Source organism: Shigella sp. FC1661, assembly GCF_001712525.1.
Taxonomy (GTDB): domain Bacteria; phylum Pseudomonadota; class Gammaproteobacteria; order Enterobacterales; family Enterobacteriaceae; genus Escherichia; species Escherichia coli.
Genome location: NZ_MDGW01000044.1, coordinates 13,707 through 38,461 on the forward strand (window position 1 = coordinate 13,707; position 24,755 = coordinate 38,461).

The window sequence follows — 24,755 nt, forward strand, 5'->3', positions numbered from 1 at the left end:
TTGAATGAATTGTGGTTCTTATGTCCGAAACAAAAAACGAACTTGAAGACCTGCTGGAAAAAGCAGCAACCGAACCGGCGCACCGCCCGGCCTTTTTCCGTACTCTACTGGAATCCACCGTCTGGGTGCCTGGTACGGCGGCGCAGGGCGAGGCTGTGGTTGAAGATAGTGCGCTTGATTTACAGCACTGGGAAAAAGAAGACGGCACCAGCGTCATTCCTTTTTTCACCTCGTTAGAAGCGCTTCAACAGGCGGTTGAAGACGAACAGGCATTTGTCGTAATGCCCGTTCGCACATTGTTTGAGATGACCCTTGGCGAAACGCTCTTCCTTAATGCCAAACTGCCGACCGGTAAAGAATTTATGCCGCGTGAAATCAGTTTGTTGATTGGTGAAGAGGGAAATCCGCTGAGCAGCCAGGAAATCCTGGAAGGCGGTGAATCGCTGATATTATCGGAAGTCGCAGAGCCGCCAGCACAAATGATTGATTCACTCACCACCTTATTTAAAACCATTAAGCCGGTGAAGCGTGCTTTTATTTGTTCAATTAAAGAGAACGAAGAGGCACAGCCTAATTTATTTATTGGCATTGAAGCCGATGGTGATATCGAAGAAATTATTCAGGCGACGGGAAGTGTAGCGACCGATACATTACCTGGCGATGAACCAATCGATATTTGTCAGGTGAAAAAAGGGGAAAAAGGAATTAGCCACTTTATTACCGAACATATTGTGCCATTCTATGAACGTCGCTGGGGAGGTTTTTTGCGTGACTTTAAACAAAACCGGATAATCTAAAATATGCCGCCCTAAAGGGCGGCATTCGGGCTTACTTGCTGCTCTGAAGGTTGTTAACCACCAGTAAATTGTCGCCGGAGAGACTTCGGTTATTATTTACTTGGGAAAACAGCGCACCAGAAACAATAAGTACGATACAGAAGCACCGTATCTTCATTGTGCGGTCCATGCGAAGACCGCATCACGACAGCACCACTGGCGATATTGCCGCGATAGCAAGCGCTGAGACGCGCTTGCTCTAACGGTCGCGCAATATCCTTTCCTTAAGCCAGCGCCCGCTTGCGAGACGGCGGAAAGGGCCGCAGTGGATAATATACTAACAGAACAATAATAACTCTCTTTTGCTTGACAAAAAGAGAGTTACTGGCGAGTATTGTCTCCGCTGAGACGCGCTTGCATTACTACGGTAATACAACCTGCTGGAAAGGCCGCGAACCAGACCAGCAATAAAAAACCGCCAAATTCGGCGGTTTTTTATTGCCTGTAAAATACTTATTTCACTGGCTCAACCGGTAAATCTGCCCGCGCGCCCCATTCACTCCATGCGCCGTCGTACAGTTTCACGTTTGGCACATCCAGCGTCGCGAGTGCTAACAAAACCACGGCTGCCGTTACACCAGAGCCGCAGCTGACGATAATTGGTTTGTCGTAGCTGACGCCGCGACCAAAAAATATCGCATCCAGTTCATCGGTCGTTTTTAGTTCGCCTTCGCGCACCAGTTCCGTCCACGGAACATTCAGTGCTCCGGGAATATGTCCGCGACGTAAACCTGGGCGAGGTTCATCAACTTCTGCGTTAAAACGTGCAGCCGGGCGGGCATCAATAATTTGCGCCGTATTTTCATGGCTTGCCAATAATACATCGGTTACTTTCACCACGGCTTCAGGATTAAACGCGGCGTTAAACTCTCCTTCCGGCAGCTCTACTGCACCTTCTTCTAACAGCAGATCATCGCGCTGCCAGCCTGCAAGTCCACCCCCCAGAATCGACACTTTCTCTACACTAAAGGTGCGCAGCATCCACCATGCTCGTGGGGCTGAGAAAAGATTACCTTCGTCATAGACAATCAGGTGCTTATCCTGGTTAACGCCTAATTCACGCATCGCCACGGCGAACGTTTCCGGGCGCGGCAGCATGTGCGGAAGCGGGGAAGTGTGATCAGAAAGCGCTTTGATATCAAAAAACACTGCGCCGGGAATATGTCCATTCAGATACTCCTGAGCAACGTTACGATCTTCCTGTCCAGGCGACGCCATGCGGGCATCGATAATCTGAATTTCCGGGTCATCAATATGTTCGGCGAGCCAGTCGGCTCCTACAAACCATGTCGTGGACATAGGCATCTCCATTTTTGCCGGGGTTAGGCTAAATTGTCGGATGTTTAGTGAAAAGCGACAAGCGAAAGAGGCTGATTTGGCTGTCTGAGCCACAATTCTCACTAAAATTCGGATTGTATGGGCGTGATACTGAATTACATAACGTAAATTCTCACGCATAATAATTATTCGACGTTGCTAACGGGCCATTGTGGCAGGGATGAAAAATGAAAAAGTTACGCGTAGCCGCCTGCATGCTAATGCTGGCGCTGGCAGGGTGCGACAACAACGATAACGCGCCAACAGCGGTGAAAAAAGATGCGCCTTCTGAAGTTACTAAAGCGGCCTCTTCAGAAAACGCGAGTTCAGCAAAACTCTCCGTGCCGGAGAGACAAAAACTGGCCCAACAGAGTGCCGGTAAGGTGCTGACATTGCTGGATCTCTCTGAAGTCCAACTTGATGGTGCAGCCACGCTGGTGCTGACGTTCTCCATCCCTCTCGACCCGGATCAGGATTTCTCACGCGTTATTCATGTCGTCGATAAAAAAAGCGGCAAAGTGGATGGTGCCTGGGAGCTGTCAGATAATCTTAAAGAGCTACGTTTACGCCACCTCGAACCGAAACGTGATTTGATCGTTACTATTGGCAAGGAGGTCAAAGCACTCAACAACGCAACCTTCAGTAAAGATTACGAAAAAACTATAACTACCCGCGACATCCAACCCAGCGTCGGTTTTGCCAGCCGTGGTTCGCTGCTGCCTGGCAAAGTCGTTGAAGGGCTGCCGGTAATGGCGCTCAACGTTAATAATGTCGATGTTAACTTCTTCCGCGTTAAGCCAGAATCTCTGCCAGCATTCATTAGCCAATGGGAATACCGCAATTCGCTGGCGAACTGGCAGTCAGACAAACTGCTGCAGATGGCGGATCTGGTCTACACCGGACGGTTTGATCTCAATCCTGCGCGTAACACCCGTGAAAAATTATTGCTGCCGCTGGGCGATATCAAACCGCTTCAGCAGGCGGGCGTGTATCTGGCTGTGATGAATCAGGCTGGACGTTACGATTACAGTAATCCCGCGACGCTGTTTACGTTAAGTGATATCGGCGTTTCAGCTCACCGTTATCACAATCGTCTGGATATCTTTACCCAAAGTCTGGAAAACGGCGCGGCCCAGCAAGGAATTGAAGTCTCTTTATTAAATGAGAAAGGGCAGACTCTGACTCAGGCAACCAGTGACGCTCAGGGGCATGTGCAGCTGGAAAATGATAAAAATGCGGCATTACTGCTGGCACGTAAAGACGGTCAGACAACGCTACTCGATTTAAAACTTCCGGCGCTGGACTTAGCAGAATTTAACATTGCTGGCGCGCCAGGCTATAGCAAACAGTTTTTCATGTTTGGCCCACGCGATCTTTATCGCCCAGGTGAAACGGTAATCCTCAATGGTTTACTGCGCGATGCAGACGGTAAAGCATTGCCCGATCACCCCATCAAGTTAGACGTGATTAAACCTGACGGGCAGGTACTCAGGAGCGTCGTTAGTCAGCCGGAGAATGGCCTCTACCACTTTACCTGGCCACTCGATAGCAATGCGGCAACCGGTATGTGGCATATTCGCGCCAACACGGGCGATAACCAGTACCGGATGTGGGATTTCCACGTCGAAGATTTTATGCCAGAGCGTATGGCGCTGAATCTGACCGGTGAGAAAACCCCGCTTACGCCGAATGATGAAGTGAAATTCTCCGTGGTGGGATACTACCTGTACGGTGCGCCTGCTAATGGTAATACTTTGCAAGGGCAACTTTTCCTGCGCCCACTGCGTGAGGCTGTGTCAGCCTTACCTGGTTTTGAATTCGGCGATATAGCTGCCGAAAACCTTTCCCGCACGCTGGATGAAGTTCAGTTGACGCTGGATGATAAAGGGCGCGGCGAAGTTTCTACAGAAAGCCAGTGGAAGGAAACGCATTCCCCATTGCAGGTTATTTTCCAGGGCAGTTTGCTGGAATCGGGCGGTCGCCCGGTGACGCGCCGCGCTGAGCAGGCTATCTGGCCTGCCGATGCATTGCCGGGGCTCCGTCCGCAGTTCGCCTTGAAATCGGTTTACGATTATCGCACTGACAGCACGGTGAAACAGCCCATTGTTGATGAAGGCAGTAACGCCGCTTTTGACATCGTTTATAGCGATGCACAAGGCGTGAAAAAAGCCGTGTCGGGCTTGCAGGTGCGCCTGATTCGCGAACGCCGCGATTACTACTGGAACTGGTCAGAAGATGAAGGCTGGCAGTCACAGTTTGATCAAAAAGATCTGATCGAAAATGAACAAACTCTGGATCTGAAAGCGGACGAAACCGGCAAGGTCAGTTTTCCGGTAGAGTGGGGCGCTTATCGTCTGGAAGTCAAAGCGCCGAATGAAGCGGTCAGTAGTGTTCGTTTCTGGGCTGGCTATAGCTGGCAGGACAACAGCGACGGTAGCGGCGCAGTGCGACCCGACCGTGTCACGCTGAAACTGGATAAAGCCAGTTATCGCCCTGGCGACACCATTAAGTTGCATATCGCCGCGCCAACGGCGGGTAAAGGTTATGCGATGGTCGAGTCCAGTGAAGGGCCGCTGTGGTGGCAAGAGATTGATGTTCCGGCTCAAGGGCTGGATCTGACGATTCCGGTCGATAAAACCTGGAATCGTCATGATCTGTATTTAAGTACGCTGGTGGTACGTCCTGGCGATAAATCTCGCTCCGCGACGCCAAAACGCGCGGTTGGTGTGTTGCATCTGCCGCTTGGCGATGAAAACCGTCGCCTCGATCTGGCGCTGGAAACACCAGCAAAAATGCGTCCCAATCAACCATTAACCGTGAAAATTAAAGCCAGCACTAAAAATGGCGAGAAGCCTAAACAGGTGAATGTGCTGGTGTCTGCCGTTGATAGTGGTGTGCTGAATATTACTGACTACGTCACGCCAGATCCGTGGCAGGCGTTCTTTGGTCAGAAACGCTATGGCGCAGACATTTACGATATTTACGGTCAGGTTATTGAAGGTCAGGGGCGTCTGGCAGCTCTGCGTTTCGGTGGCGATGGTGATGAGCTGAAACGTGGTGGTAAACCGCCGGTCAATCACGTCAATATTGTCGCGCAGCAGGCGCTGCCGGTAACGCTCAACGAACAGGGCGAAGGCTCGGTTACACTGCCGATTGGCGATTTTAACGGTGAATTGCGCGTCATGGCGCAAGCCTGGACGGCAGATGATTTCGGTAGCAACGAAAGCAAAGTGATAGTTGCCGCACCGGTGATTGCTGAACTGAACATGCCGCGCTTTATGGCGAGTGGCGATACCTCGCGTCTGACGCTGGATATCACTAATCTTACCGATAAACCGCAAAAACTGAACGTTGCCCTGACCGCCAGTGGTTTGCTTGAACTGGTCAGCGATTCACCCGCAGCCGTTGAATTAGCGCCAGGTGTGCGTACTACGCTGTTTATCCCAGTGCGAGCATTGCCGGGTTATGGCGATGGAGAAATTCAGGCCACCATTAGCGGGTTAGCGTTACCGGGTGAAACCGTTGCCGATCAGCATAAGCAGTGGAAAATCGGCGTCCGTCCGGCGTTCCCAGCACAAACGGTTAATTACGGTACGGCGTTACAGCCTGGTGAGACATGGGCGATTCCGGCGGATGGATTGCAAAACTTCTCGCCTGTTACGCTGGAAGGGCAATTGTTGTTGAGCGGCAAACCACCGCTGAACATTGCACGTTATATCAAAGAGTTAAAAGCGTATCCGTACGGCTGTCTTGAGCAAACCGCCAGCGGCCTGTTCCCGTCACTTTATACCAACGCAGCCCAACTGCAGGCGTTGGGCATCAAAGGCGACAGTGATGAGAAACGCCGTGCATCGGTCGATATCGGCATTTCCCGTTTGCTGCAAATGCAACGTGATAACGGCGGCTTTGCGCTGTGGGATAAAAACGGTGACGAAGAGTACTGGCTGACGGCTTACGTGATGGATTTCCTGGTCCGCGCAGGCGAACAGGGTTACAGCGTGCCGACAGACGCCATTAACCGGGGTAATGAGCGTCTGCTGCGCTATTTACAAGATCCGGGCATGATGTCGATCCCGTACGCGGATAATCTCAAAGCCAGTAAATTCGCCGTTCAGTCTTACGCTGCGCTGGTGCTGGCCCGTCAGCAAAAAGCACCACTGGGTGCGCTGCGTGAAATCTGGGAGCATCGTGCAGATGCCGCTTCTGGTTTACCGCTGCTGCAACTTGGCATTGCGCTGAAAACCATGGGTGATGCAACGCGTGGTGAAGAAGCGATTGTGCTGGCGCTGAAAACGCCGAGAAATAGTGATGAGCGGATATGGCTGGGTGATTACGGTAGTCCACTGCGCGACAACGCGTTAATGCTCTCCTTGCTGGAAGAAAATAAACTGCTACCCGATGAGCAGTACACTTTGCTGAACACACTTTCGCAGCAGGCGTTTGGTGAACGCTGTCTATCGACGCAGGAAAGTAACGCGTTGTTCCTGGCTGCCCGTACGATTCAGGATTTACCGGGTAAATGGCAGGCGCAAACCTCTTTCTCAGCTGAGCCGCTGACAGGCGAGAAAACGCTAAACAGCAATCTGAATAGCGATCAACTTGCCACCTTGCAGGTGAGAAACAGTGGCGATCAGCCGTTATGGTTGCGTATGGATGCCAGCGGTTATCCGCAATCCGCACCTTTACCGGCGAACAATGTGCTGCAAATCGAGCGTCATATTCTTGGTACTGATGGTAAGAGCAAATCGCTGGACTCGTTACGTAGCGGCGATCTGGTGCTGGTCTGGTTGCAGGTAAAAGCCAGTAACAGCGTGCCGGATGCGTTAGTCGTGGATCTGCTGCCTGCGGGTCTGGAACTGGAAAATCAGAATCTGGCGAACGGTAGCGCCAGCCTGGAGCAAAGTGGTGGCGAAGTGCAAAACTTACTGAACCAGATGCAGCAGGCGAGCATTAAGCACATTGAGTTCCGTGACGATCGCTTTGTGGCGGCGGTTGCCGTTGATGAATACCAACCGGTAACGCTGGTGTATCTGGCGCGGGCGGTGACGCCGGGAACGTATCAGGTACCGCAACCGATGGTGGAATCAATGTATGTTCCCCAATGGCGGGCGACCGGCGCGGCTGAAGATCTGCTGATTGTCCGACCGTAAATGCTTCGCTTGTTAACCAAACGCGGCTGCTGGATAACGCTGGCAGCTGTGCCATTTCTCCTTTTTCTTGCAGCGTGGGGAGCAGATAAACTCTGGCCTCTACCGCTGCATGAAGTCAATCCCGCACGAGTGGTCGTGGCGCAGGATGGTACGCCGCTCTGGCGCTTCGCCGATGCTGATGGCATCTGGCGTTATCCGGTAACAATCGAAGATGTGTCTCCACGTTACCTTGAAGCGCTGATCAATTATGAAGATCGCTGGTTCTGGAAGCATCCGGGGGTGAATCCATTCTCGGTGGCGCGCGCAGCATGGCAAGATCTCACTTCGGGACGGGTTATTTCTGGTGGCAGCACGCTCACTATGCAGGTTGCTCGTCTGCTTGATCCTCACCCCAAAACATTTGGTGGCAAAATTCTCCAGCTCTGGCGCGCGTTGCAACTGGAGTGGCATTTGTCTAAGCGTGAAATTCTGATCTTGTATCTTAACCGCGCTCCGTTTGGCGGTACGTTGCAGGGGATCGGTGCGGCAAGTTGGGCTTATCTCGGAAAATCGCCTGCGAATTTAAGCTATTCCGAGGCGGCAATGCTGGCGGTGTTACCGCAAGCGCCCAGCCGAGTGCGCCCGGATCGTTGGCCGGAGCGTGCCGAAGGCGCGCGTAATAAAGTGCTCGAACGGATGGCCGTGCAAGGTGTGTGGTCCCGTGAGCAGGTAAAAGAGTCAAGGGAAGAACCCATCTGGCTGGCACCCCGACAAATGCCGCAACTGGCACCGCTGTTTTCGCGCATGATGCTCGGTAAAAGCAAAAGCGACAAAATCGTTACTACGCTGGATGCCGGTCTTCAACGACGTCTGGAAGAACTGGCGCAAAACTGGAAAGGGCGGTTGCCACCGCGCAGCTCACTGGCGATGATCGTGGTTGATCATACCGATATGCGTGTTCGCGGCTGGGTGGGATCGGTTGATCTCAACGATGATTCACGCTTTGGTCATGTTGATATGGTCAATGCGATCCGATCGCCAGGATCGGTGCTCAAACCGTTTGTTTATGGTCTGGCGCTGGATGAACGCTTGATCCACCCGGCATCACTGCTGCAAGACGTCCCCCGGCGCACCGGTGATTATCGACCAGGTAACTTTGATAGCGGTTTTCATGGCCCGATCAGCATGAGCGAGGCGCTGGTGCGCTCGCTGAACTTACCTGCTGTGCAGGTGCTGGAAGCCTATGGACCGAAACGGTTTGCGGCAAAGTTACGCAATGTTGGATTGCCGTTATATTTGCCCAACGGTGCTGCGCCGAATCTTTCACTCATTCTCGGCGGCGCTGGTGCAAAACTGGAAGATATGGCGGCAGCGTATACCGCGTTTGCTCGCCACGGCAAGGCAGGCAAATTGCGCTTACAGCCTGACGATCCGCTGCTTGAACGGCCTTTAATGTCGTCGGGGGCGGCGTGGATCATTCGCCGGATTATGGCTGATGAAGCGCAACCCTTGCCGGATAGTGCCTTGCCGCGCGTCGCCCCACTGGCATGGAAAACGGGCACCAGCTATGGCTATCGTGACGCCTGGGCGATTGGGGTTAACGCTCGCTATGTCATTGGGATCTGGACTGGCAGACCGGACGGCACGCCCGTTGTTGGTCAGTTTGGCTTTGCCAGTGCCGTACCATTGTTGAATCAGGTCAATAATATCTTACTGTCGCGCAGTGCGAATCTGCCGGAAGACCCGCGCCCGAACTCAGTCACTCGTGGCGTTATCTGCTGGCCGGGCGGACAGTCTTTGCCGGAAGGTGACGGTAACTGTCGCCGCCGCCTGGCAACCTGGCTGCTGGACGGGAGTCAGCCGCCAACTCTATTACTGCCGGAGCAGGAAGGCATTAATGGCATTCGTTTCCCCATCTGGCTGGATGAAAATGGCAAACGTGTTGCCGCTGATTGCCCGCAAGCGCGACAAGAAATGATAAATGTCTGGCCGCTACCGCTGGAACCCTGGCTGCCCGCATCAGAACGTCGCGCTGTGCGCTTACCACCGGCCTCGACAAGTTGCCCGCCATACGGTCACGATGCCCAGCTCCCGCTGCAGCTGACAGGCGTTCGCGATGGCGCGATTATTAAACGTTTACCGGGCGCAGCGGAAGCGACTTTGCCGTTGCAATCAAGTGGAGGGGCAGGTGAACGCTGGTGGTTTCTGAATGGCGAACCGTTAACTGAACGCGGGCGCAACGTGACCCTGCATTTGACGGATAAAGGTGATTATCAATTGCTGGTGATGGATGACGTGGGGCAAATCGCGACAGTGAAATTTGTCATGCAATAGTCTGTTTTGTCCCTGATTGTTGCTAAAACTCATTTTATTTTAAAAAAATGTTACCTTCATCAATAGTCAACGGCCCTGTTGCTCATTATAATCCGCGCCATCTCGTACGCTGGTACAGACAACAACAGAACAATTTACAGAGGTAAAAATGGCTATTGAACGTACTTTTTCCATCATCAAACCGAACGCGGTAGCAAAAAACGTCATTGGTAATATCTTTGCGCGCTTTGAAGCTGCAGGGTTCAAAATTGTCGGCACCAAAATGCTGCACCTGACCGTTGAACAGGCACGTGGCTTTTATGCTGAACACGATGGAAAACCGTTCTTTGATGGTCTGGTTGAATTCATGACCTCTGGCCCGATCGTGGTTTCCGTGCTGGAAGGTGAAAACGCCGTTCAGCGTCACCGCGATCTGCTGGGCGCGACCAATCCGGCAAACGCACTGGCTGGTACTCTGCGCGCTGATTACGCTGACAGCCTGACCGAAAACGGTACCCACGGTTCTGATTCCGTCGAATCTGCCGCTCGCGAAATCGCTTATTTCTTTGGCGAAGGCGAAGTGTGCCCGCGCACCCGTTAATAATTTCGTAAATGCCGCGTGCAAACGTGGCATCCGTGCGCCAGAATTTGTACAATGCAGCGCCCCCGGACGAGCAGCCGCTCACCGGGGCGTTTCTTTTTTCAACCCTCCAGGGGCCATAACGTGTAATAACGAGGCCGGAATAGCATATGTCTGAACAATTAGTCACACCTGAAAACGTCACCACGAAAGATGGAAAAATCAACCTGCTGGATCTCAACCGTCAGCAGATGCGGGAGTTTTTTAAAGATTTAGGTGAAAAACCCTTCCGCGCCGATCAGGTGATGAAGTGGATGTATCACTATTGCTGCGACAACTTTGATGAGATGACCGACATCAACAAAGTGTTGCGCGGCAAACTGAAAGAGGTGGCGGAAATCCGCGCACCGGAAGTGGTTGAAGAACAGCGTTCATCCGACGGCACCATTAAATGGGCGATCGCCGTTGGCGATCAGCGCGTCGAAACGGTGTATATCCCGGAAGACGACCGTGCCACGCTCTGCGTCTCTTCGCAGGTGGGGTGTGCGCTGGAGTGTAAATTCTGTTCCACCGCCCAGCAGGGCTTTAACCGCAACCTGCGGGTGTCGGAAATTATCGGCCAGGTGTGGCGTGCGGCGAAAATCGTCGGCGCAGCAAAAGTCACCGGTCAGCGCCCAATCACTAACGTAGTGATGATGGGCATGGGCGAGCCGCTGCTCAACCTGAACAACGTCGTTCCGGCGATGGAAATCATGCTTGATGATTTCGGTTTTGGCCTGTCTAAACGTCGCGTCACGCTTTCTACTTCCGGTGTAGTTCCGGCGCTGGATAAACTGGGCGATATGATCGACGTTGCACTGGCAATTTCCCTGCACGCGCCGAACGACGAAATTCGTGACGAAATTGTGCCGATCAACAAAAAGTACAATATCGAAACGTTCCTTGCTGCGGTGCGCCGTTATCTGGAGAAATCCAACGCCAATCAGGGCCGAGTCACTATTGAATACGTGATGCTTGACCACGTTAACGACGGCACTGAACACGCGCACCAACTGGCGGAGCTGCTGAAAGATACGCCGTGTAAGATCAACCTGATCCCGTGGAACCCGTTCCCGGGCGCGCCGTATGGACGCAGTTCGAACAGCCGTATCGACCGTTTCTCAAAAGTGCTGATGAGCTACGGTTTCACCACTATTGTGCGTAAAACTCGTGGTGATGATATCGATGCTGCCTGTGGTCAGTTGGCGGGCGATGTTATCGACCGTACGAAACGTACCCTGCGTAAACGGATGCAGGGTGAAGCCATCGACATTAAAGCAGTCTGATAGCCATTACGCCACGGTTACTTTATGTACCGTGCGTAATCTTTTATGAATGAAGTATTAAGTTGCAATTGTCTGGTCAATATTAACGGTGCGTTTTTGCTGACTTTAAGGCAGTATGTAACGATGCAACAGTAAGTTAGCCTTAGTGAATGTGGGCTTTGTCACGAGCACACAGACGGTCTTATACTGTATGATAACGGTTAACTTAACGGATGTTTCGCGGTGTGGGTGAGCATGATGGTTCACCGGCATCTCAATTCTCATTTAAACGTACCTGCAGCGAATGAATACTGAAGCCACGCACGACCAAAATGAAGCACTTACTACCGGCGCTCGCCTGCGTAATGCTCGCGAACAACTAGGACTTAGTCAGCAGGCCGTTGCCGAGCGACTTTGCCTGAAGGTTTCCACGGTACGCGACATTGAAGAAGATAAGGCACCCGCCGATCTTGCTTCAACATTCCTGCGCGGATATATCCGCTCTTATGCGCGTCTGGTACATATTCCAGAAGAAGAACTGCTGCCAGGGCTGGAAAAGCAGGCTCCACTACGGGCTGCGAAAGTTGCGCCGATGCAGAGTTTTTCCCTCGGTAAACGCCGCAAAAAACGTGACGGCTGGCTGATGACCTTCACCTGGCTGGTGCTGTTTGTGGTTATCGGCCTGAGCGGTGCCTGGTGGTGGCAAGACCACAAAGCTCAGCAGGAAGAGATCACCACTATGGCCGATCAATCTTCGGCGGAACTGAGCAGTAATAGCGAGCAGGGGCAGAGTGTTCCGTTAAATACGTCGACAACTACAGACCCGGCTACAACGTCCACGCCGCCAGCGTCTGTGGATACTACCGCAACCAACACGCAAACACCTGCCGTAACTGCGCCAGCACCAGCTGTTGATCCGCAACAGAATGCGGTTGTTTCGCCTTCGCAGGCAAATGTTGATACCGCCGCGACCCCGGCACCAACGGCAGCAACAACGCCAGATGGTGCTGCGCCGTTGCCAACCGATCAGGCTGGCGTGACCACGCCGGTGGCTGATCCGAATGCGCTGGTGATGAACTTTACTGCCGATTGCTGGCTGGAGGTCACTGATGCTACCGGTAAAAAATTGTTTAGCGGTATGCAGCGTAAAGACGGTAATTTGAACTTAACCGGCCAGGCACCGTACAAACTGAAAATTGGTGCGCCAGCCGCAGTACAGATCCAGTATCAAGGGAAACCTGTCGATCTGAGTCGTTTTATCAGAACTAACCAGGTTGCGCGTCTGACCCTCAATGCCGAACAATCACCGGCGCAGTAACAGACGGGTAACGCGGGAGATTTTTCATGCATAACCAGGCTCCAATTCAACGTAGAAAATCAACACGTATTTACGTTGGGAATGTGCCGATTGGCGATGGTGCTCCCATCGCCGTACAGTCCATGACCAATACGCGTACGACAGATGTCGAAGCAACGGTCAATCAAATCAAGGCGCTGGAACGCGTTGGCGCTGATATCGTCCGTGTCTCCGTACCGACGATGGACGAGGCAGAAGCGTTCAAACTCATCAAACAGCGGGTTAACGTGCCGCTGGTGGCTGACATCCACTTCGACTATCGCATTGCGCTGAAAGTAGCGGAATACGGCGTCGATTGTCTGCGTATTAACCCTGGCAATATCGGTAATGAAGAGCGTATTCGCATGGTGGTTGACTGTGCGCGCGATAAAAACATTCCGATCCGTATTGGCGTTAACGCCGGATCGCTGGAAAAAGATCTGCAAGAAAAGTATGGCGAACCGACGCCGCAGGCGTTGCTGGAATCCGCCATGCGTCATGTTGATCATCTCGATCGCCTGAACTTCGCTCAGTTCAAAGTCAGCGTGAAAGCGTCTGACGTCTTCCTCGCTGTTGAGTCTTATCGTTTGCTGGCAAAACAGATCGATCAGCCGCTGCATCTGGGGATCACCGAAGCCGGTGGTGCACGCAGCGGGGCAGTAAAATCCGCCATTGGTTTAGGTCTGCTGCTGTCTGAAGGCATCGGCGACACGCTGCGCGTATCGCTGGCGGCCGATCCGGTCGAAGAGATCAAAGTCGGTTTCGATATTTTGAAATCGCTGCGTATCCGTTCGCGAGGGATCAACTTCATCGCCTGCCCGACCTGTTCGCGTCAGGAATTTGATGTTATCGGTACGGTTAACGCGCTGGAGCAACGCCTGGAAGATATCATCACTCCGATGGACGTTTCGATTATCGGCTGCGTGGTGAATGGCCCAGGTGAGGCGCTGGTTTCTACACTCGGCGTCACCGGCGGCAACAAGAAAAGCGGCCTCTATGAAGATGGCGTGCGCAAAGACCGTCTGGACAACAACGATATGATCGACCAGCTGGAAGCACGCATTCGTGCGAAAGCCAGTCAGCTGGATGAAGCGCGTCGAATTGACGTTCAGCAGGTTGAAAAATAATAACGTGATGGGAAGCGCCTCGCTTCCCGTGTATGATTGAACCCGCATGGCTCCCCAAACATTGAGGGAAGCGTTGAGGGTTCATTTTTATATTCAGAAAGAGAATAAACGTGGCAAAAAACATTCAAGCCATTCGCGGCATGAACGATTACCTGCCTGGCGAAACGGCCATCTGGCAGCGCATTGAAGGCACACTGAAAAACGTGCTCGGCAGCTACGGTTACAGTGAAATCCGCTTGCCGATTGTAGAGCAGACCCCGCTATTCAAACGTGCGATTGGTGAAGTCACCGACGTGGTTGAAAAAGAGATGTACACCTTTGAGGATCGCAATGGCGACAGCCTGACTCTGCGCCCTGAAGGGACGGCGGGCTGTGTACGCGCCGGCATCGAGCATGGTCTTCTGTACAATCAGGAACAGCGTCTGTGGTATATCGGGCCGATGTTCCGTCACGAGCGTCCGCAGAAAGGGCGTTATCGTCAGTTCCATCAGTTGGGCTGCGAAGTTTTCGGTCTGCAAGGTCCGGATATCGACGCTGAACTGATTATGCTCACCGCCCGCTGGTGGCGCGCGCTGGGTATTTCCGAACACGTAACTCTTGAGCTGAATTCTATCGGTTCGCTGGAAGCACGCGCCAATTACCGCGATGCGCTGGTGGCATTCCTTGAGCAGCATAAAGAAAAGCTGGACGAAGACTGCAAACGCCGCATGTACACTAACCCGCTGCGCGTGCTGGATTCAAAAAATCCGGAAGTGCAGGCGCTTCTCAACGACGCTCCGGCATTAGGTGATTATCTGGACGAGGAATCTCGTGAGCATTTTGCCGGTCTGTGCAAACTGCTTGAGAGCGCGGGGATCGCTTACACCGTAAACCAGCGTCTGGTGCGTGGTCTGGATTACTATAACCGTACCGTTTTCGAGTGGGTGACTAACAGTCTCGGCTCCCAGGGCACCGTGTGTGCAGGCGGTCGTTATGACGGTCTTGTGGAACAACTGGGCGGTCGTGCAACACCGGCTGTCGGTTTTGCGATGGGCCTCGAACGTCTTGTATTGTTAGTACAGGCCGTTAATCCGGAATTTAAAGCCGATCCTATTGTCGATATATACTTGGTGGCTTCAGGTGCTGATACACAATCTGCGGCTATGGCATTAGCTGAGCGTCTGCGTGATGAATTACAGGGCGTGAAATTGATGACCAACCACGGCGGCGGCAACTTTAAGAAACAGTTTGCCCGTGCTGATAAATGGGGTGCCCGCGTTGCTGTGGTGCTGGGTGAGTCTGAAGTGACTAACGGCACAGCAGTAGTGAAGGATTTGCGCTCTGGTGAGCAAACGGCAGTTGCGCAGGATAGCGTAGCCGCGCATTTGCGCACGTTACTGGGTTAAGGAAGGAGAAGGACAGCGTGGAAATTTACGAGAACGAAAACGACCAGGTAGAAGCGGTTAAACGCTTTTTTGCTGAAAATGGCAAAGCACTGGCTGTTGGGGTGATTTTGGGCGTTGGCGCACTGATTGGCTGGCGCTACTGGAACAGCCATCAGGTTGATTCTGCACGCTCCGCTTCTCTTGCCTATCAAAATGCGGTTACCGCAGTGAGCGAAGGCAAACCGGATAGCATCCCGGCGGCGGAAAAATTTGCTGCTGAAAATAAAAATACTTATGGTGCGCTGGCTTCTTTGGAACTTGCGCAGCAATTTGTTGACAAAAATGAACTAGAGAAAGCTGCCGCCCAGTTACAACAGGGGCTGGCAGACACGAGCGATGAAAATCTCAAAGCCGTGATAAATCTGCGTCTTGCTCGCGTTCAGGTACAGCTCAAGCAGGCTGATGCCGCGCTGAAAACCCTTGATACCATCAAAGGTGAAGGGTGGGCTGCCATTGTTGCCGACCTGCGTGGTGAAGCATTGCTGAGCAAAGGTGATAAGCAAGGTGCGCGTAGTGCATGGGAAGCAGGCGTGAAAAGCGATGTTACTCCGGCACTGAGCGAAATGATGCAGATGAAAATTAATAATTTGTCCATCTGAGAGGGACCCGATGCAATTGCGTAAATTACTGCTGCCAGGACTGCTTTCCGTTACCCTTTTAAGCGGCTGTTCGCTGTTTAACAGCGAAGAAGATGTGGTAAAGATGTCCCCATTGCCAACCGTTGAAAACCAGTTTACGCCGACCACGGCGTGGAGTACTTCTGTTGGTAGCGGCATTGGCAACTTCTATTCCAATCTTCATCCGGCACTGGCGGACAACGTTGTCTATGCAGCGGACCGCGCTGGTTTGGTAAAAGCGCTGAATGCGGATGATGGCAAAGAAATCTGGTCTGTCAGCCTGGCCGAGAAAGATGGCTGGTTCTCTAAAGAGCCTGCATTACTTTCTGGCGGTGTGACCGTGTTTGGTGGGCATGTCTACATTGGCAGCGAAAAGGCGCAGGTTTACGCGCTGAATACCAGCGATGGTACTGTGGCATGGCAAACTAAAGTCGCGGGTGAAGCACTTTCGCGCCCGGTGGTCAGCGACGGTCTGGTGTTAATCCACACCAGTAACGGTCAGTTACAAGCGCTGAACGAAGCTGACGGCGCTGTCAAATGGACAGTTAACCTCGATATGCCTTCGCTCTCTTTGCGTGGCGAGTCTGCGCCGGCAACGGCTTTTGGTGCGGCCGTCGTGGGGGGCGATAATGGTCGCGTCAGCGCAGTGCTGATGGAACAGGGCCAGATGATTTGGCAGCAGCGTATTTCCCAGGCGACCGGTTCTACCGAAATTGACCGTCTAAGCGATGTTGACACGACTCCCGTCGTTGTTAACGGCGTTGTTTTCGCGCTGGCCTATAATGGTAACCTGACGGCGCTTGATCTGCGCAGTGGTCAGATTATGTGGAAACGCGAACTGGGTTCGGTGAATGATTTCATCGTCGACGGCAATCGCATCTATCTGGTCGATCAAAATGACCGGGTGATGGCGTTGACCATTGATGGCGGCGTTACGCTGTGGACACAAAGCGATCTGTTGCATCGCCTGCTGACTTCTCCGGTGCTGTATGATGGCAACCTGGTGGTCGGTGACAGTGAAGGTTATCTGCACTGGATTAATGTCGAAGATGGTCGTTTCGTTGCCCAGCAAAAAGTTGATAGTTCCGGTTTCCAGACTGAACCGGTTGCCGCTGACGGCAAACTGCTGATCCAGGCAAAAGACGGAACCGTGTACTCTATTACACGTTAATCGTCTCTGTCGTTCACTTTGAAAACGGCTCCTGGACAGGGGCCGTTTTCCTGTTTTTAACAACGACGCGAATATAGCGTGCGTTGTCTGATGATTTATAAAAATGAGGCTTTAAACATGGTACCTGTGGTCGCGCTTGTCGGGCGCCCTAACGTAGGAAAATCCACGTTATTTAACCGTCTAACTCGCACCCGAGATGCGCTGGTTGCGGATTTCCCGGGTCTGACTCGTGACCGTAAGTACGGTCGTGCGGAAATTGAAGGCCGTGAGTTTATCTGTATTGATACCGGCGGGATTGATGGCACAGAAGACGGTGTAGAAACCCGCATGGCGGAACAGTCGCTGCTGGCGATTGAAGAAGCGGACGTCGTACTGTTTATGGTGGATGCGCGCGCGGGCCTGATGCCGGCAGATGAAGCGATTGCCAAACATCTGCGCTCCCGTGAAAAACCGACCTTCCTGGTGGCAAACAAAATTGACGGTCTGGATCCCGATCAGGCAGTGGTTGATTTCTACTCGCTTGGCTTAGGTGAAATCTACCCGATCGCCGCGTCTCACGGTCGTGGCGTATTAAGTCTGCTGGAGCATGTGCTGCTGCCGTGGATGGAAGATCTCGCACCGCAAGAGGAAGTCGACGAAGACGCTGAATACTGGGCGCAATTTGAAGCGGAAGAGAACGGCGAAGAAGAAGAGGAAGACGACTTCGACCCGCAAAGTCTGCCGATCAAACTGGCGATTGTGGGTCGTCCGAACGTAGGTAAGTCTACACTCACTAACCGTATTCTTGGTGAAGAGCGCGTTGTTGTTTATGACATGCCTGGCACGACGCGTGACAGTATCTACATTCCAATGGAACGCGATGGACGTGAGTATGTGCTCATTGACACCGCTGGCGTACGTAAACGCGGCAAAATCACCGATGCTGTAGAGAAATTCTCCGTAATCAAAACGTTGCAGGCCATTGAAGATGCCAACGTGGTGATGTTAGTGATTGATGCGCGCGAAGGTATTTCCGATCAGGATCTCTCGCTGCTGGGCTTTATTCTCAATAGTGGGCGCTCACTTGTCATTGTGGTGAATAAGTGGGATGGCCTGAGCCAGGAAGTGAAAGAGCAGGTGAAAGAAACGCTGGACTTCCGTCTGGGCTTTATCGATTTTGCTCGTGTGCACTTTATCTCTGCCTTGCACGGCAGTGGTGTTGGTAACTTGTTTGAATCAGTACGTGAAGCGTATGACAGCTCCACCCGTCGTGTGGGGACCTCTATGCTGACGCGCATCATGACGATGGCTGTTGAAGATCACCAACCGCCGCTGGTACGCGGTCGTCGTGTGAAGCTGAAATATGCCCACGCTGGTGGTTATAACCCGCCGATTGTGGTGATTCACGGTAATCAGGTGAAAGACCTGCCTGATTCCTACAAGCGCTACTTGATGAACTACTTCCGCAAATCGCTGGACGTAATGGGATCGCCGATTCGTATTCAGTTCAAAGAAGGGGAAAACCCGTATGCGAACAAGCGTAACACCCTGACGCCAACCCAGATGCGTAAACGTAAGCGTCTGATGAAGCACATCAAGAAAAATAAATAATTATCCGTAAGTATTTTATCTGCCATTCCCTCTATGAATGTAGAGGGATGGCTACCGGAGGAATTCATATGGAACTGCATTGTCCACAATGTCAGCATGTGCTTGATCAGGATAACGGCCATGCGCGTTGCCCATCCTGCGGGGAAATTATTGAAATGAAAGCTCTTTGTCCAGACTGCCATCAACCGTTGCAGGTGTTAAAAGCCTGCGGTGCAGTAGATTACTTCTGTCAGCACGGGCATGGCTTGATATCGAAAAAACGCGTTGAATTCGTGCTGGCTTAATGCACCTTTTTACGCGATTTTTTTACTGGCTGGATGTTTTTAACTTCACTTTCTATCCAGCCGTCTTCCAGACGTGTGGTTAGCATTTCACCCGCTTTAACTTGCTTCACTTTTTTCAGTACATTGCCGTCAGTAGCAGTAGTAACGCTGTATCCACGCGCCAGCGTTGACAGTGGGCTTACGGCTTCGAGGTGCGTTACTGCATTACCGAAACGTTCACGCGTGGCGCTAAGCTGTACGCGCAGGGTTTCTGCTAAACGATATTCCAGTTGCTGAATGCGCGTTTGCGCGCGATGAATCTTCGGCTGTGGATTTTGCTGATTCAGCCGCTGTGTTAACCGCTGCTGCTGTTGCCCGGTACGCTTAAGTTGATTTTCCAGCGCAAAGCTCATCCGCTTTTGCAGGCGCTCAAGCATGGTTTGCTGGCGTGCCAGCCGGAGCTGCGGATGCTGTTGCTGTAATCGGTGATGGATCTGCGTAAAGCGACGCGTGCGGTTGGCGAGATAATAATCCATCGCCATCTCCAGCCGTTGACGGGTCGATTGCACCTGGCGCAGTAACTCTTGCTGATTACGGCTCACTACTTCAGCGGCGGCAGACGGCGTTGGCGCACGCAGATCGGCAACAAAATCGGCAATGGTCACATCCGTCTCATGCCCGACGGCGCTGACGACCGGAATGCGGCTGGCAAAAATCGCCCGCGCTACGCGTTCGTCGTTAAAACTCCATAAATCTTCCAGCGAACCGCCGCCGCGCCCAACGATCAACACGTCGCACTCATTGCGCTGATTCGCCAGTTCAATGGCGCGAACAATTTGCCCCGGTGCGTCATCGCCCTGAACGGCGGTGGGGTAGATGATCACCGGTAGAGAAGGATCGCGACGTTTTAACACATGCAAAATATCATGTAGCGCAGCACCGGTTTTTGAGGTGATCACACCAACGCAATGCGCAGGGGAGGGAAGTGGTTTTTTGTATTGCTGATCGAACAAACCTTCAGCCTGCAACTTCGCTTTGAGCTGTTCGTACTTCTGTTGCAGCAGCCCTTCACCGGCCGGCTGCATACTCTCAACGATTATCTGGTAGTCACCGCGCGGCTCGTAGAGCGTAATATTGGCGCGAACTAAAACTTGTTGTCCATGCTGTGGACGGAAGGTCACCCGGCGGTTGCTGTTGCGGAACATCGCGCAGCGTACCTGGGCGGTGTCGTCTTTGAGTGTAAAGTACCAGTGACCGGAAGCCGGTTGTGTGAAATTAGAGATTTCGCCGCTGATCCAAACCTGTCCCATCTCATGCTCAAGCAGCAGACGAACCGTTTGATTCAGGCGACTAACGGTAAAAATTGCAGGGGATTGAGAAGGTAACATGTGAGCGAGATCAAATTCTAAATCAGCAGGTTATTCAGTCGATAGTAACCCGCCCTTCGGGGATAGCAAGCATTTTTTGCAAAAAGGGGTAGATGCAATCGGTTACGCTCTGTATAATGCCGCGGCAATATTTATTAACCACTCTGGTCGAGATATTGCCCATGCTACGTATCGCTAAAGAAGCTCTGACGTTTGACGACGTTCTCCTCGTTCCTGCTCATTCTACCGTTCTGCCGAATACTGCTGACCTCAGCACCCAGCTGACGAAAACTATTCGTCTGAATATCCCTATGCTTTCCGCAGCAATGGATACCGTAACGGAAGCGCGCCTGGCTATTGCTCTGGCTCAGGAAGGCGGTATCGGCTTTATCCACAAAAACATGTCCATTGAACGCCAGGCAGAAGAAGTTCGCCGTGTGAAAAAACACGAATCTGGTGTGGTGACTGATCCGCAGACTGTTCTGCCAACCACGACGCTGCGCGAAGTGAAAGAACTGACCGAGCGTAACGGTTTTGCGGGCTATCCGGTTGTTACCGAAGAAAACGAACTGGTGGGTATTATCACCGGTCGTGACGTGCGTTTTGTTACCGACCTGAACCAGCCGGTTAGCGTTTACATGACGCCGAAAGAGCGTCTGGTCACCGTGCGTGAAGGTGAAGCCCGTGAAGTGGTGCTGGCAAAAATGCACGAAAAACGCGTTGAAAAAGCGCTGGTGGTTGATGACGAATTCCACCTGATCGGCATGATCACCGTGAAAGACTTCCAGAAAGCGGAACGTAAACCGAACGCCTGTAAAGACGAGCAAGGCCGTCTGCGTGTTGGTGCTGCAGTTGGCGCAGGTGCGGGTAACGAAGAGCGTGTTGACGCGCTGGTTGCCGCTGGCGTTGACGTTCTGCTGATCGACTCCTCCCACGGCCACTCAGAAGGCGTTTTGCAGCGTATCCGTGAAACCCGTGCTAAATATCCGGATCTGCAAATCATCGGCGGCAACGTGGCAACAGCTGCAGGTGCACGCGCTTTGGCAGAAGCTGGTTGCAGCGCGGTTAAAGTCGGTATCGGCCCTGGTTCTATCTGTACGACTCGTATCGTTACTGGCGTAGGTGTTCCGCAGATCACTGCCGTTGCTGACGCAGTTGAAGCGCTGGAAGGCACAGGTATTCCGGTTATCGCAGATGGTGGTATTCGCTTCTCCGGCGACATCGCCAAAGCTATCGCCGCTGGCGCAAGCGCGGTAATGGTGGGTTCCATGCTGGCGGGTACTGAAGAATCTCCGGGTGAAATTGAACTCTACCAGGGCCGTTCTTACAAATCTTACCGTGGTATGGGCTCTCTGGGTGCGATGTCCAAAGGTTCTTCTGACCGTTACTTCCAGAGTGACAACGCTGCCGACAAACTGGTGCCGGAAGGTATCGAAGGTCGCGTAGCCTATAAAGGTCGCCTGAAAGAGATCATTCACCAGCAGATGGGCGGCCTGCGCTCCTGTATGGGCCTGACCGGCTGTGGTACTATCGACGAACTGCGTACTAAAGCGGAGTTTGTACGTATCAGCGGTGCGGGCATTCAGGAAAGCCACGTTCACGACGTGACCATTACTAAAGAGTCCCCGAACTACCGTCTGGGCTCCTGATTCTCTTCGCCCGACTTCATGTCGGGCGATTTATATTATCTGTTTCACTTGCCTCGGAATAAGCGTCAATGACGGAAAACATTCATAAGCATCGCATCCTCATTCTGGACTTCGGTTCTCAGTACACTCAACTGGTTGCGCGCCGCGTGCGTGAGCTGGGTGTTTACTGCGAACTGTGGGCGTGGGATGTGACAGAAGCACAAATTCGTGACTTCAATCCAAGCGGCATTATTCTTTCCGGCGGCCCGGAAAGTACTACTGAAGAAAACAGTCCGCGTGCGCCGCAGTATGTCTTTGAAGCAGGCGTACCGGTATTCGGCGTTTGCTATGGCATGCAGACCATGGCAATGCAGTTGGGCGGTCACGTTGAAGCCTCTAACGAACGTGAATTTGGCTACGCGCAGGTTGAAGTCGTAAACGACAGCGCACTGGTTCGCGGTATCGAAGATGCGCTGACCGCAGACGGTAAACCGCTGCTCGATGTCTGGATGAGCCACGGCGATAAAGTTACCGCTATCCCGTCCGACTTCGTCACCGTAGCCAGCACCGAAAGCTGCCCGTTTGCCATTATGGCTAACGAAGAAAAACGCTTCTATGGCGTACAGTTCCACCCGGAAGTGACTCACACCCGCCAGGGTATGCACATGCTGGAGCGTTTTGTGCGTGATATCTGCCAGTGTGAAGCCCTGTGGACGCCAGCGAAAATTATCGACGATGCTGTAGCTCGCATCCGCGAGCAGGTAGGCGACGATAAAGTCATCCTCGGCCTCTCTGGTGGTGTGGATTCCTCCGTAACCGCAATGCTGCTGCACCGCGCTATCGGTAAAAACCTGACTTGCGTATTCGTCGACAACGGCCTGCTGCGTCTCAACGAAGCAGAGCAGGTTCTGGATATGTTTGGCGATCACTTTGGTCTGAACATTGTTCACGTACCGGCAGAAGATCGCTTCCTGTCAGCGCTGGCTGGCGAAAACGATCCGGAAGCAAAACGTAAAATCATCGGGCGCGTTTTCGTTGAAGTGTTCGATGAAGAAGCGCTGAAACTGGAAGACGTGAAGTGGCTGGCGCAGGGCACCATCTACCCTGACGTTATCGAATCTGCGGCTTCTGCAACCGGTAAAGCACACGTCATCAAATCTCACCACAACGTGGGCGGCCTGCCGAAAGAGATGAAGATGGGCCTGGTTGAACCGCTGAAAGAGCTGTTCAAAGACGAAGTGCGTAAGATTGGTCTGGAGCTGGGCCTGCCGTACGACATGCTGTACCGTCACCCGTTCCCGGGACCAGGCCTTGGCGTTCGTGTGCTGGGTGAAGTGAAGAAAGAGTACTGTGACCTGCTGCGCCGTGCTGACGCCATCTTCATTGAAGAACTGCGTAAAGCGGACCTGTACAACAAAGTCAGCCAGGCGTTCACTGTGTTCCTGCCGGTACGTTCCGTTGGCGTAATGGGCGATGGTCGTAAGTATGACTGGGTTGTCTCTCTGCGTGCTGTCGAAACCATCGACTTTATGACCGCACACTGGGCGCATCTGCCGTACGATTTCCTCGGTCGCGTTTCCAACCGCATTATCAATGAAGTGAACGGTATTTCCCGCGTGGTGTATGACATCAGCGGCAAGCCGCCAGCTACCATTGAGTGGGAATGATTTTAATCCCTGCACTATGAATGAACAAAACCCTCTGTTACTACAGAGGGTTTTTTATCTTCAAGAATCATAGGCTTGAAGTTACTAACATCGATTAATTAAACCAGCTGTCCGATTTGTTCTCTTCTGCTTTGCCCACGCTTTTCATCAGATCGCGACCGCCTTCAGTCATATTTCTGTTGGCGTCAGCTTCAGATTGCACCAAATCGGTTTGCGCAGCTTTGTGCTTCAGTTCCTGATCGATAAATTCGTTTTCTCGCTTAACGCGGGCTTCTTCTTTTGCCAGCGCCAGTTTTTGTTTCTGAATCTCTAAGCTGCGTAGCTCATCTTCATAACTTTGATCGCGTTTTTTGTCCGCAGAGGCTTCGGCGTCCAGTTTATCCTGACGAGCTTTCTTATTTGCTGCTGCCGTTGCCGCTCTTTTGTTAGCGGCGACCTGGGCATTTGCGCGACGTTGCTTCTCTTGCTGGATTTCCCTGTTGCGCTCCGCGACCCATTCGTCATGCTGCCTTTGCTCTTCATTTTTACCTTGCTGTTCCGCTTCTGCTACAGCAGAGAGTTGATCCTGCAATGATGAGGCGATAGCCGGATAGCTTAAGGAGGCCAAGATGGCGCAAAGAAAAACTTTCTTCATGACTCCTCCTGATTATTAGCTCTTTTCAGGACATTTAGTATTTGGCTGAATACGCGTTTCGTTATACGTTGTGGTAATAACAACGGCTAAACCTGTCGTAAACTGGCACTCTTTACCCACCTGTGTAGAGGTATACACTTTGGTGCCTTCCTTATATGTTAAAGAAACACCTTCCACTAAGGTTTTATCATTCACCATAGAACCCGCTGCCGCGGCTACAGCTCCGCCGCCAACTGCCCCTGCCGTCGTTCCGGAATTGCTGCCAGAACCGACGTTGTGGCCGATAACACCGCCAGCGACTGCGCCAATAAGCGCGCCGAAGGCTTGTGCGGGTAATGCTGCCAACTTACTGATTTAGTGTATGATGGTGATTTTAAGGTGCTTGCGTGGCTTCCATTTCCATCAGATGTCCTTCCTGCTCCGCTACTGAAGGCGTGGTGCGTAACGGCAAA

19 protein-coding genes and 1 pseudogene are annotated in these 24,755 nt (G+C 52.5%); 15 read left to right on the top strand and 5 right to left on the bottom strand.

Annotated features, from left to right (window positions below; genetic code table 11):
• Window positions 1–20 precede the first annotated feature (20 nt).
• The gene (gene sseB / locus BFF42_RS03555) at window positions 21–797 is read left to right on the top strand and encodes an enhanced serine sensitivity protein SseB (RefSeq protein ID WP_005007820.1); all 777 of its coding nucleotides are present in this window, start codon (window positions 21–23) and stop codon (window positions 795–797) included.
• A gap of 31 nt (window positions 798–828) precedes the next feature.
• Here sseB and timP read toward each other — a convergent pair whose 3' ends face one another.
• Together timP and sseA are read right to left on the bottom strand one after the other, a co-directional pair.
• Window positions 829–954 (bottom strand): small toxic inner membrane protein TimP, encoded by a 126-nt coding sequence (gene timP / locus BFF42_RS27505; RefSeq protein ID WP_001385884.1) that lies wholly within the window; start codon window positions 952–954, stop codon window positions 829–831.
• 335 nt (window positions 955–1,289) lie between these two features.
• A complete protein-coding gene (sseA, locus tag BFF42_RS03560) occupies window positions 1,290–2,135 on the bottom strand; it encodes a 3-mercaptopyruvate sulfurtransferase (protein WP_000108646.1) in 846 nt (281 codons plus the stop codon).
• 206 nt (window positions 2,136–2,341) lie between these two features.
• Between sseA and yfhM the strand changes: the two genes are divergently transcribed.
• From yfhM to BFF42_RS03615, 11 genes are all read left to right on the top strand, one after another.
• Entirely contained in the window at window positions 2,342–7,303 is a 4,962-nt protein-coding gene (yfhM, locus tag BFF42_RS03565; RefSeq protein WP_000736275.1) for an alpha2-macroglobulin, read from the top strand.
• Window positions 7,304–9,616, top strand: coding sequence for a peptidoglycan glycosyltransferase PbpC (gene pbpC / locus BFF42_RS03570; RefSeq protein ID WP_039060321.1), 2,313 nt, complete (start codon window positions 7,304–7,306; stop codon window positions 9,614–9,616). It abuts the gene before it with no gap.
• A gap of 148 nt (window positions 9,617–9,764) precedes the next feature.
• Window positions 9,765–10,196, top strand: a complete 432-nt coding sequence (gene ndk, locus BFF42_RS03575) for a nucleoside-diphosphate kinase (RefSeq protein WP_000963837.1) — start codon at window positions 9,765–9,767, stop codon at window positions 10,194–10,196.
• Window positions 10,197–10,345: 149 nt separating this feature from the next.
• Window positions 10,346–11,500 carry a bifunctional tRNA (adenosine(37)-C2)-methyltransferase TrmG/ribosomal RNA large subunit methyltransferase RlmN gene (locus tag BFF42_RS03580; RefSeq protein WP_000003317.1) on the top strand — a complete coding sequence of 385 codons (1,155 nt, stop codon included), beginning with the start codon at window positions 10,346–10,348 and terminating at the stop codon, window positions 11,498–11,500.
• A 283-nt stretch (window positions 11,501–11,783) separates the two neighbouring features.
• Entirely contained in the window at window positions 11,784–12,797 is a 1,014-nt protein-coding gene (gene rodZ, locus BFF42_RS03585) for a cytoskeleton protein RodZ (protein ID WP_001090844.1), read from the top strand.
• 26 nt (window positions 12,798–12,823) lie between these two features.
• Complete coding sequence (gene ispG / locus BFF42_RS03590; protein WP_000551824.1) at window positions 12,824–13,942, top strand: flavodoxin-dependent (E)-4-hydroxy-3-methylbut-2-enyl-diphosphate synthase; 1,119 nt, start codon at window positions 12,824–12,826, stop codon at window positions 13,940–13,942.
• A 110-nt stretch (window positions 13,943–14,052) separates the two neighbouring features.
• The gene (gene hisS / locus BFF42_RS03595) at window positions 14,053–15,327 is read left to right on the top strand and encodes a histidine--tRNA ligase (protein ID WP_001107159.1); all 1,275 of its coding nucleotides are present in this window, start codon (window positions 14,053–14,055) and stop codon (window positions 15,325–15,327) included.
• 17 nt (window positions 15,328–15,344) lie between these two features.
• Window positions 15,345–15,965, top strand: coding sequence for an ancillary SecYEG translocon subunit YfgM (gene yfgM / locus BFF42_RS03600; protein WP_000409205.1), 621 nt, complete (start codon window positions 15,345–15,347; stop codon window positions 15,963–15,965).
• A 10-nt stretch (window positions 15,966–15,975) separates the two neighbouring features.
• The gene (gene bamB, locus BFF42_RS03605) at window positions 15,976–17,154 is read left to right on the top strand and encodes an outer membrane protein assembly factor BamB (RefSeq protein ID WP_001177038.1); all 1,179 of its coding nucleotides are present in this window, start codon (window positions 15,976–15,978) and stop codon (window positions 17,152–17,154) included.
• Between the two features lie 117 nt (window positions 17,155–17,271).
• Complete coding sequence (der, locus tag BFF42_RS03610; RefSeq protein ID WP_001383696.1) at window positions 17,272–18,744, top strand: ribosome biogenesis GTPase Der; 1,473 nt, start codon at window positions 17,272–17,274, stop codon at window positions 18,742–18,744.
• A 68-nt stretch (window positions 18,745–18,812) separates the two neighbouring features.
• Window positions 18,813–19,028 carry a zinc ribbon domain-containing protein gene (locus BFF42_RS03615; protein WP_001297332.1) on the top strand — a complete coding sequence of 72 codons (216 nt, stop codon included), beginning with the start codon at window positions 18,813–18,815 and terminating at the stop codon, window positions 19,026–19,028.
• On the opposite strand, the gene xseA is transcribed toward BFF42_RS03615, so the two are convergent.
• Window positions 19,025–20,395, bottom strand: a complete 1,371-nt coding sequence (gene xseA / locus BFF42_RS03620; RefSeq protein WP_000937933.1) for an exodeoxyribonuclease VII large subunit — start codon at window positions 20,393–20,395, stop codon at window positions 19,025–19,027. The genes BFF42_RS03615 and xseA overlap by 4 nt on opposite strands.
• A 161-nt stretch (window positions 20,396–20,556) precedes the next feature.
• Between xseA and guaB the strand changes: the two genes are divergently transcribed.
• Both guaB and guaA read left to right on the top strand, forming a co-directional pair.
• Window positions 20,557–22,023, top strand: coding sequence for an IMP dehydrogenase (gene guaB, locus BFF42_RS03625; protein ID WP_001299507.1), 1,467 nt, complete (start codon window positions 20,557–20,559; stop codon window positions 22,021–22,023).
• Window positions 22,024–22,091: 68 nt separating this feature from the next.
• Entirely contained in the window at window positions 22,092–23,669 is a 1,578-nt protein-coding gene (guaA, locus tag BFF42_RS03630; protein ID WP_000138275.1) for a glutamine-hydrolyzing GMP synthase, read from the top strand.
• A gap of 94 nt (window positions 23,670–23,763) precedes the next feature.
• Here the strand turns inward: guaA and BFF42_RS03635 are convergent, their stop codons facing one another.
• Both BFF42_RS03635 and BFF42_RS03640 read right to left on the bottom strand, forming a co-directional pair.
• A complete protein-coding gene (locus BFF42_RS03635; RefSeq protein WP_000755182.1) occupies window positions 23,764–24,303 on the bottom strand; it encodes a DUF5384 family protein in 540 nt (179 codons plus the stop codon).
• A gap of 15 nt (window positions 24,304–24,318) precedes the next feature.
• Window positions 24,319–24,633 (bottom strand): annotated as a pseudogene (locus BFF42_RS03640) (glycine zipper 2TM domain-containing protein); the annotation flags it as partial.
• A gap of 56 nt (window positions 24,634–24,689) precedes the next feature.
• Between BFF42_RS03640 and BFF42_RS03645 the strand changes: the two are divergent.
• The coding region (locus BFF42_RS03645; protein ID WP_129927876.1) for an IS1 family transposase at window positions 24,690–24,755 on the top strand (66 nt) is incomplete at its 3' end.

Bases quoted from the DNA above. Each gene is read 5' to 3' on its own strand.
- sseB (WP_005007820.1), top strand. From the start codon at position 21: ATGTCCGAAACAAAAAACGAACTTGAAGACCTGCTGGAAAAAGCAGCA.
- timP (WP_001385884.1), bottom strand. From the start codon at position 954: ATGAAGATACGGTGCTTCTGTATCGTACTTATTGTTTCTGGTGCGCTG.
- sseA (WP_000108646.1), bottom strand. From the start codon at position 2,135: ATGTCCACGACATGGTTTGTAGGAGCCGACTGGCTCGCCGAACATATT.
- yfhM (WP_000736275.1), top strand. From the start codon at position 2,342: ATGAAAAAGTTACGCGTAGCCGCCTGCATGCTAATGCTGGCGCTGGCA.
- pbpC (WP_039060321.1), top strand. From the start codon at position 7,304: ATGCTTCGCTTGTTAACCAAACGCGGCTGCTGGATAACGCTGGCAGCT.
- ndk (WP_000963837.1), top strand. From the start codon at position 9,765: ATGGCTATTGAACGTACTTTTTCCATCATCAAACCGAACGCGGTAGCA.
- BFF42_RS03580 (WP_000003317.1), top strand. From the start codon at position 10,346: ATGTCTGAACAATTAGTCACACCTGAAAACGTCACCACGAAAGATGGA.
- rodZ (WP_001090844.1), top strand. From the start codon at position 11,784: ATGAATACTGAAGCCACGCACGACCAAAATGAAGCACTTACTACCGGC.
- ispG (WP_000551824.1), top strand. From the start codon at position 12,824: ATGCATAACCAGGCTCCAATTCAACGTAGAAAATCAACACGTATTTAC.
- bamB (WP_001177038.1), top strand. From the start codon at position 15,976: ATGCAATTGCGTAAATTACTGCTGCCAGGACTGCTTTCCGTTACCCTT.
- der (WP_001383696.1), top strand. From the start codon at position 17,272: ATGGTACCTGTGGTCGCGCTTGTCGGGCGCCCTAACGTAGGAAAATCC.
- BFF42_RS03615 (WP_001297332.1), top strand. From the start codon at position 18,813: ATGGAACTGCATTGTCCACAATGTCAGCATGTGCTTGATCAGGATAAC.
- xseA (WP_000937933.1), bottom strand. From the start codon at position 20,395: ATGTTACCTTCTCAATCCCCTGCAATTTTTACCGTTAGTCGCCTGAAT.
- guaB (WP_001299507.1), top strand. From the start codon at position 20,557: ATGCTACGTATCGCTAAAGAAGCTCTGACGTTTGACGACGTTCTCCTC.
- guaA (WP_000138275.1), top strand. From the start codon at position 22,092: ATGACGGAAAACATTCATAAGCATCGCATCCTCATTCTGGACTTCGGT.
- BFF42_RS03635 (WP_000755182.1), bottom strand. From the start codon at position 24,303: ATGAAGAAAGTTTTTCTTTGCGCCATCTTGGCCTCCTTAAGCTATCCG.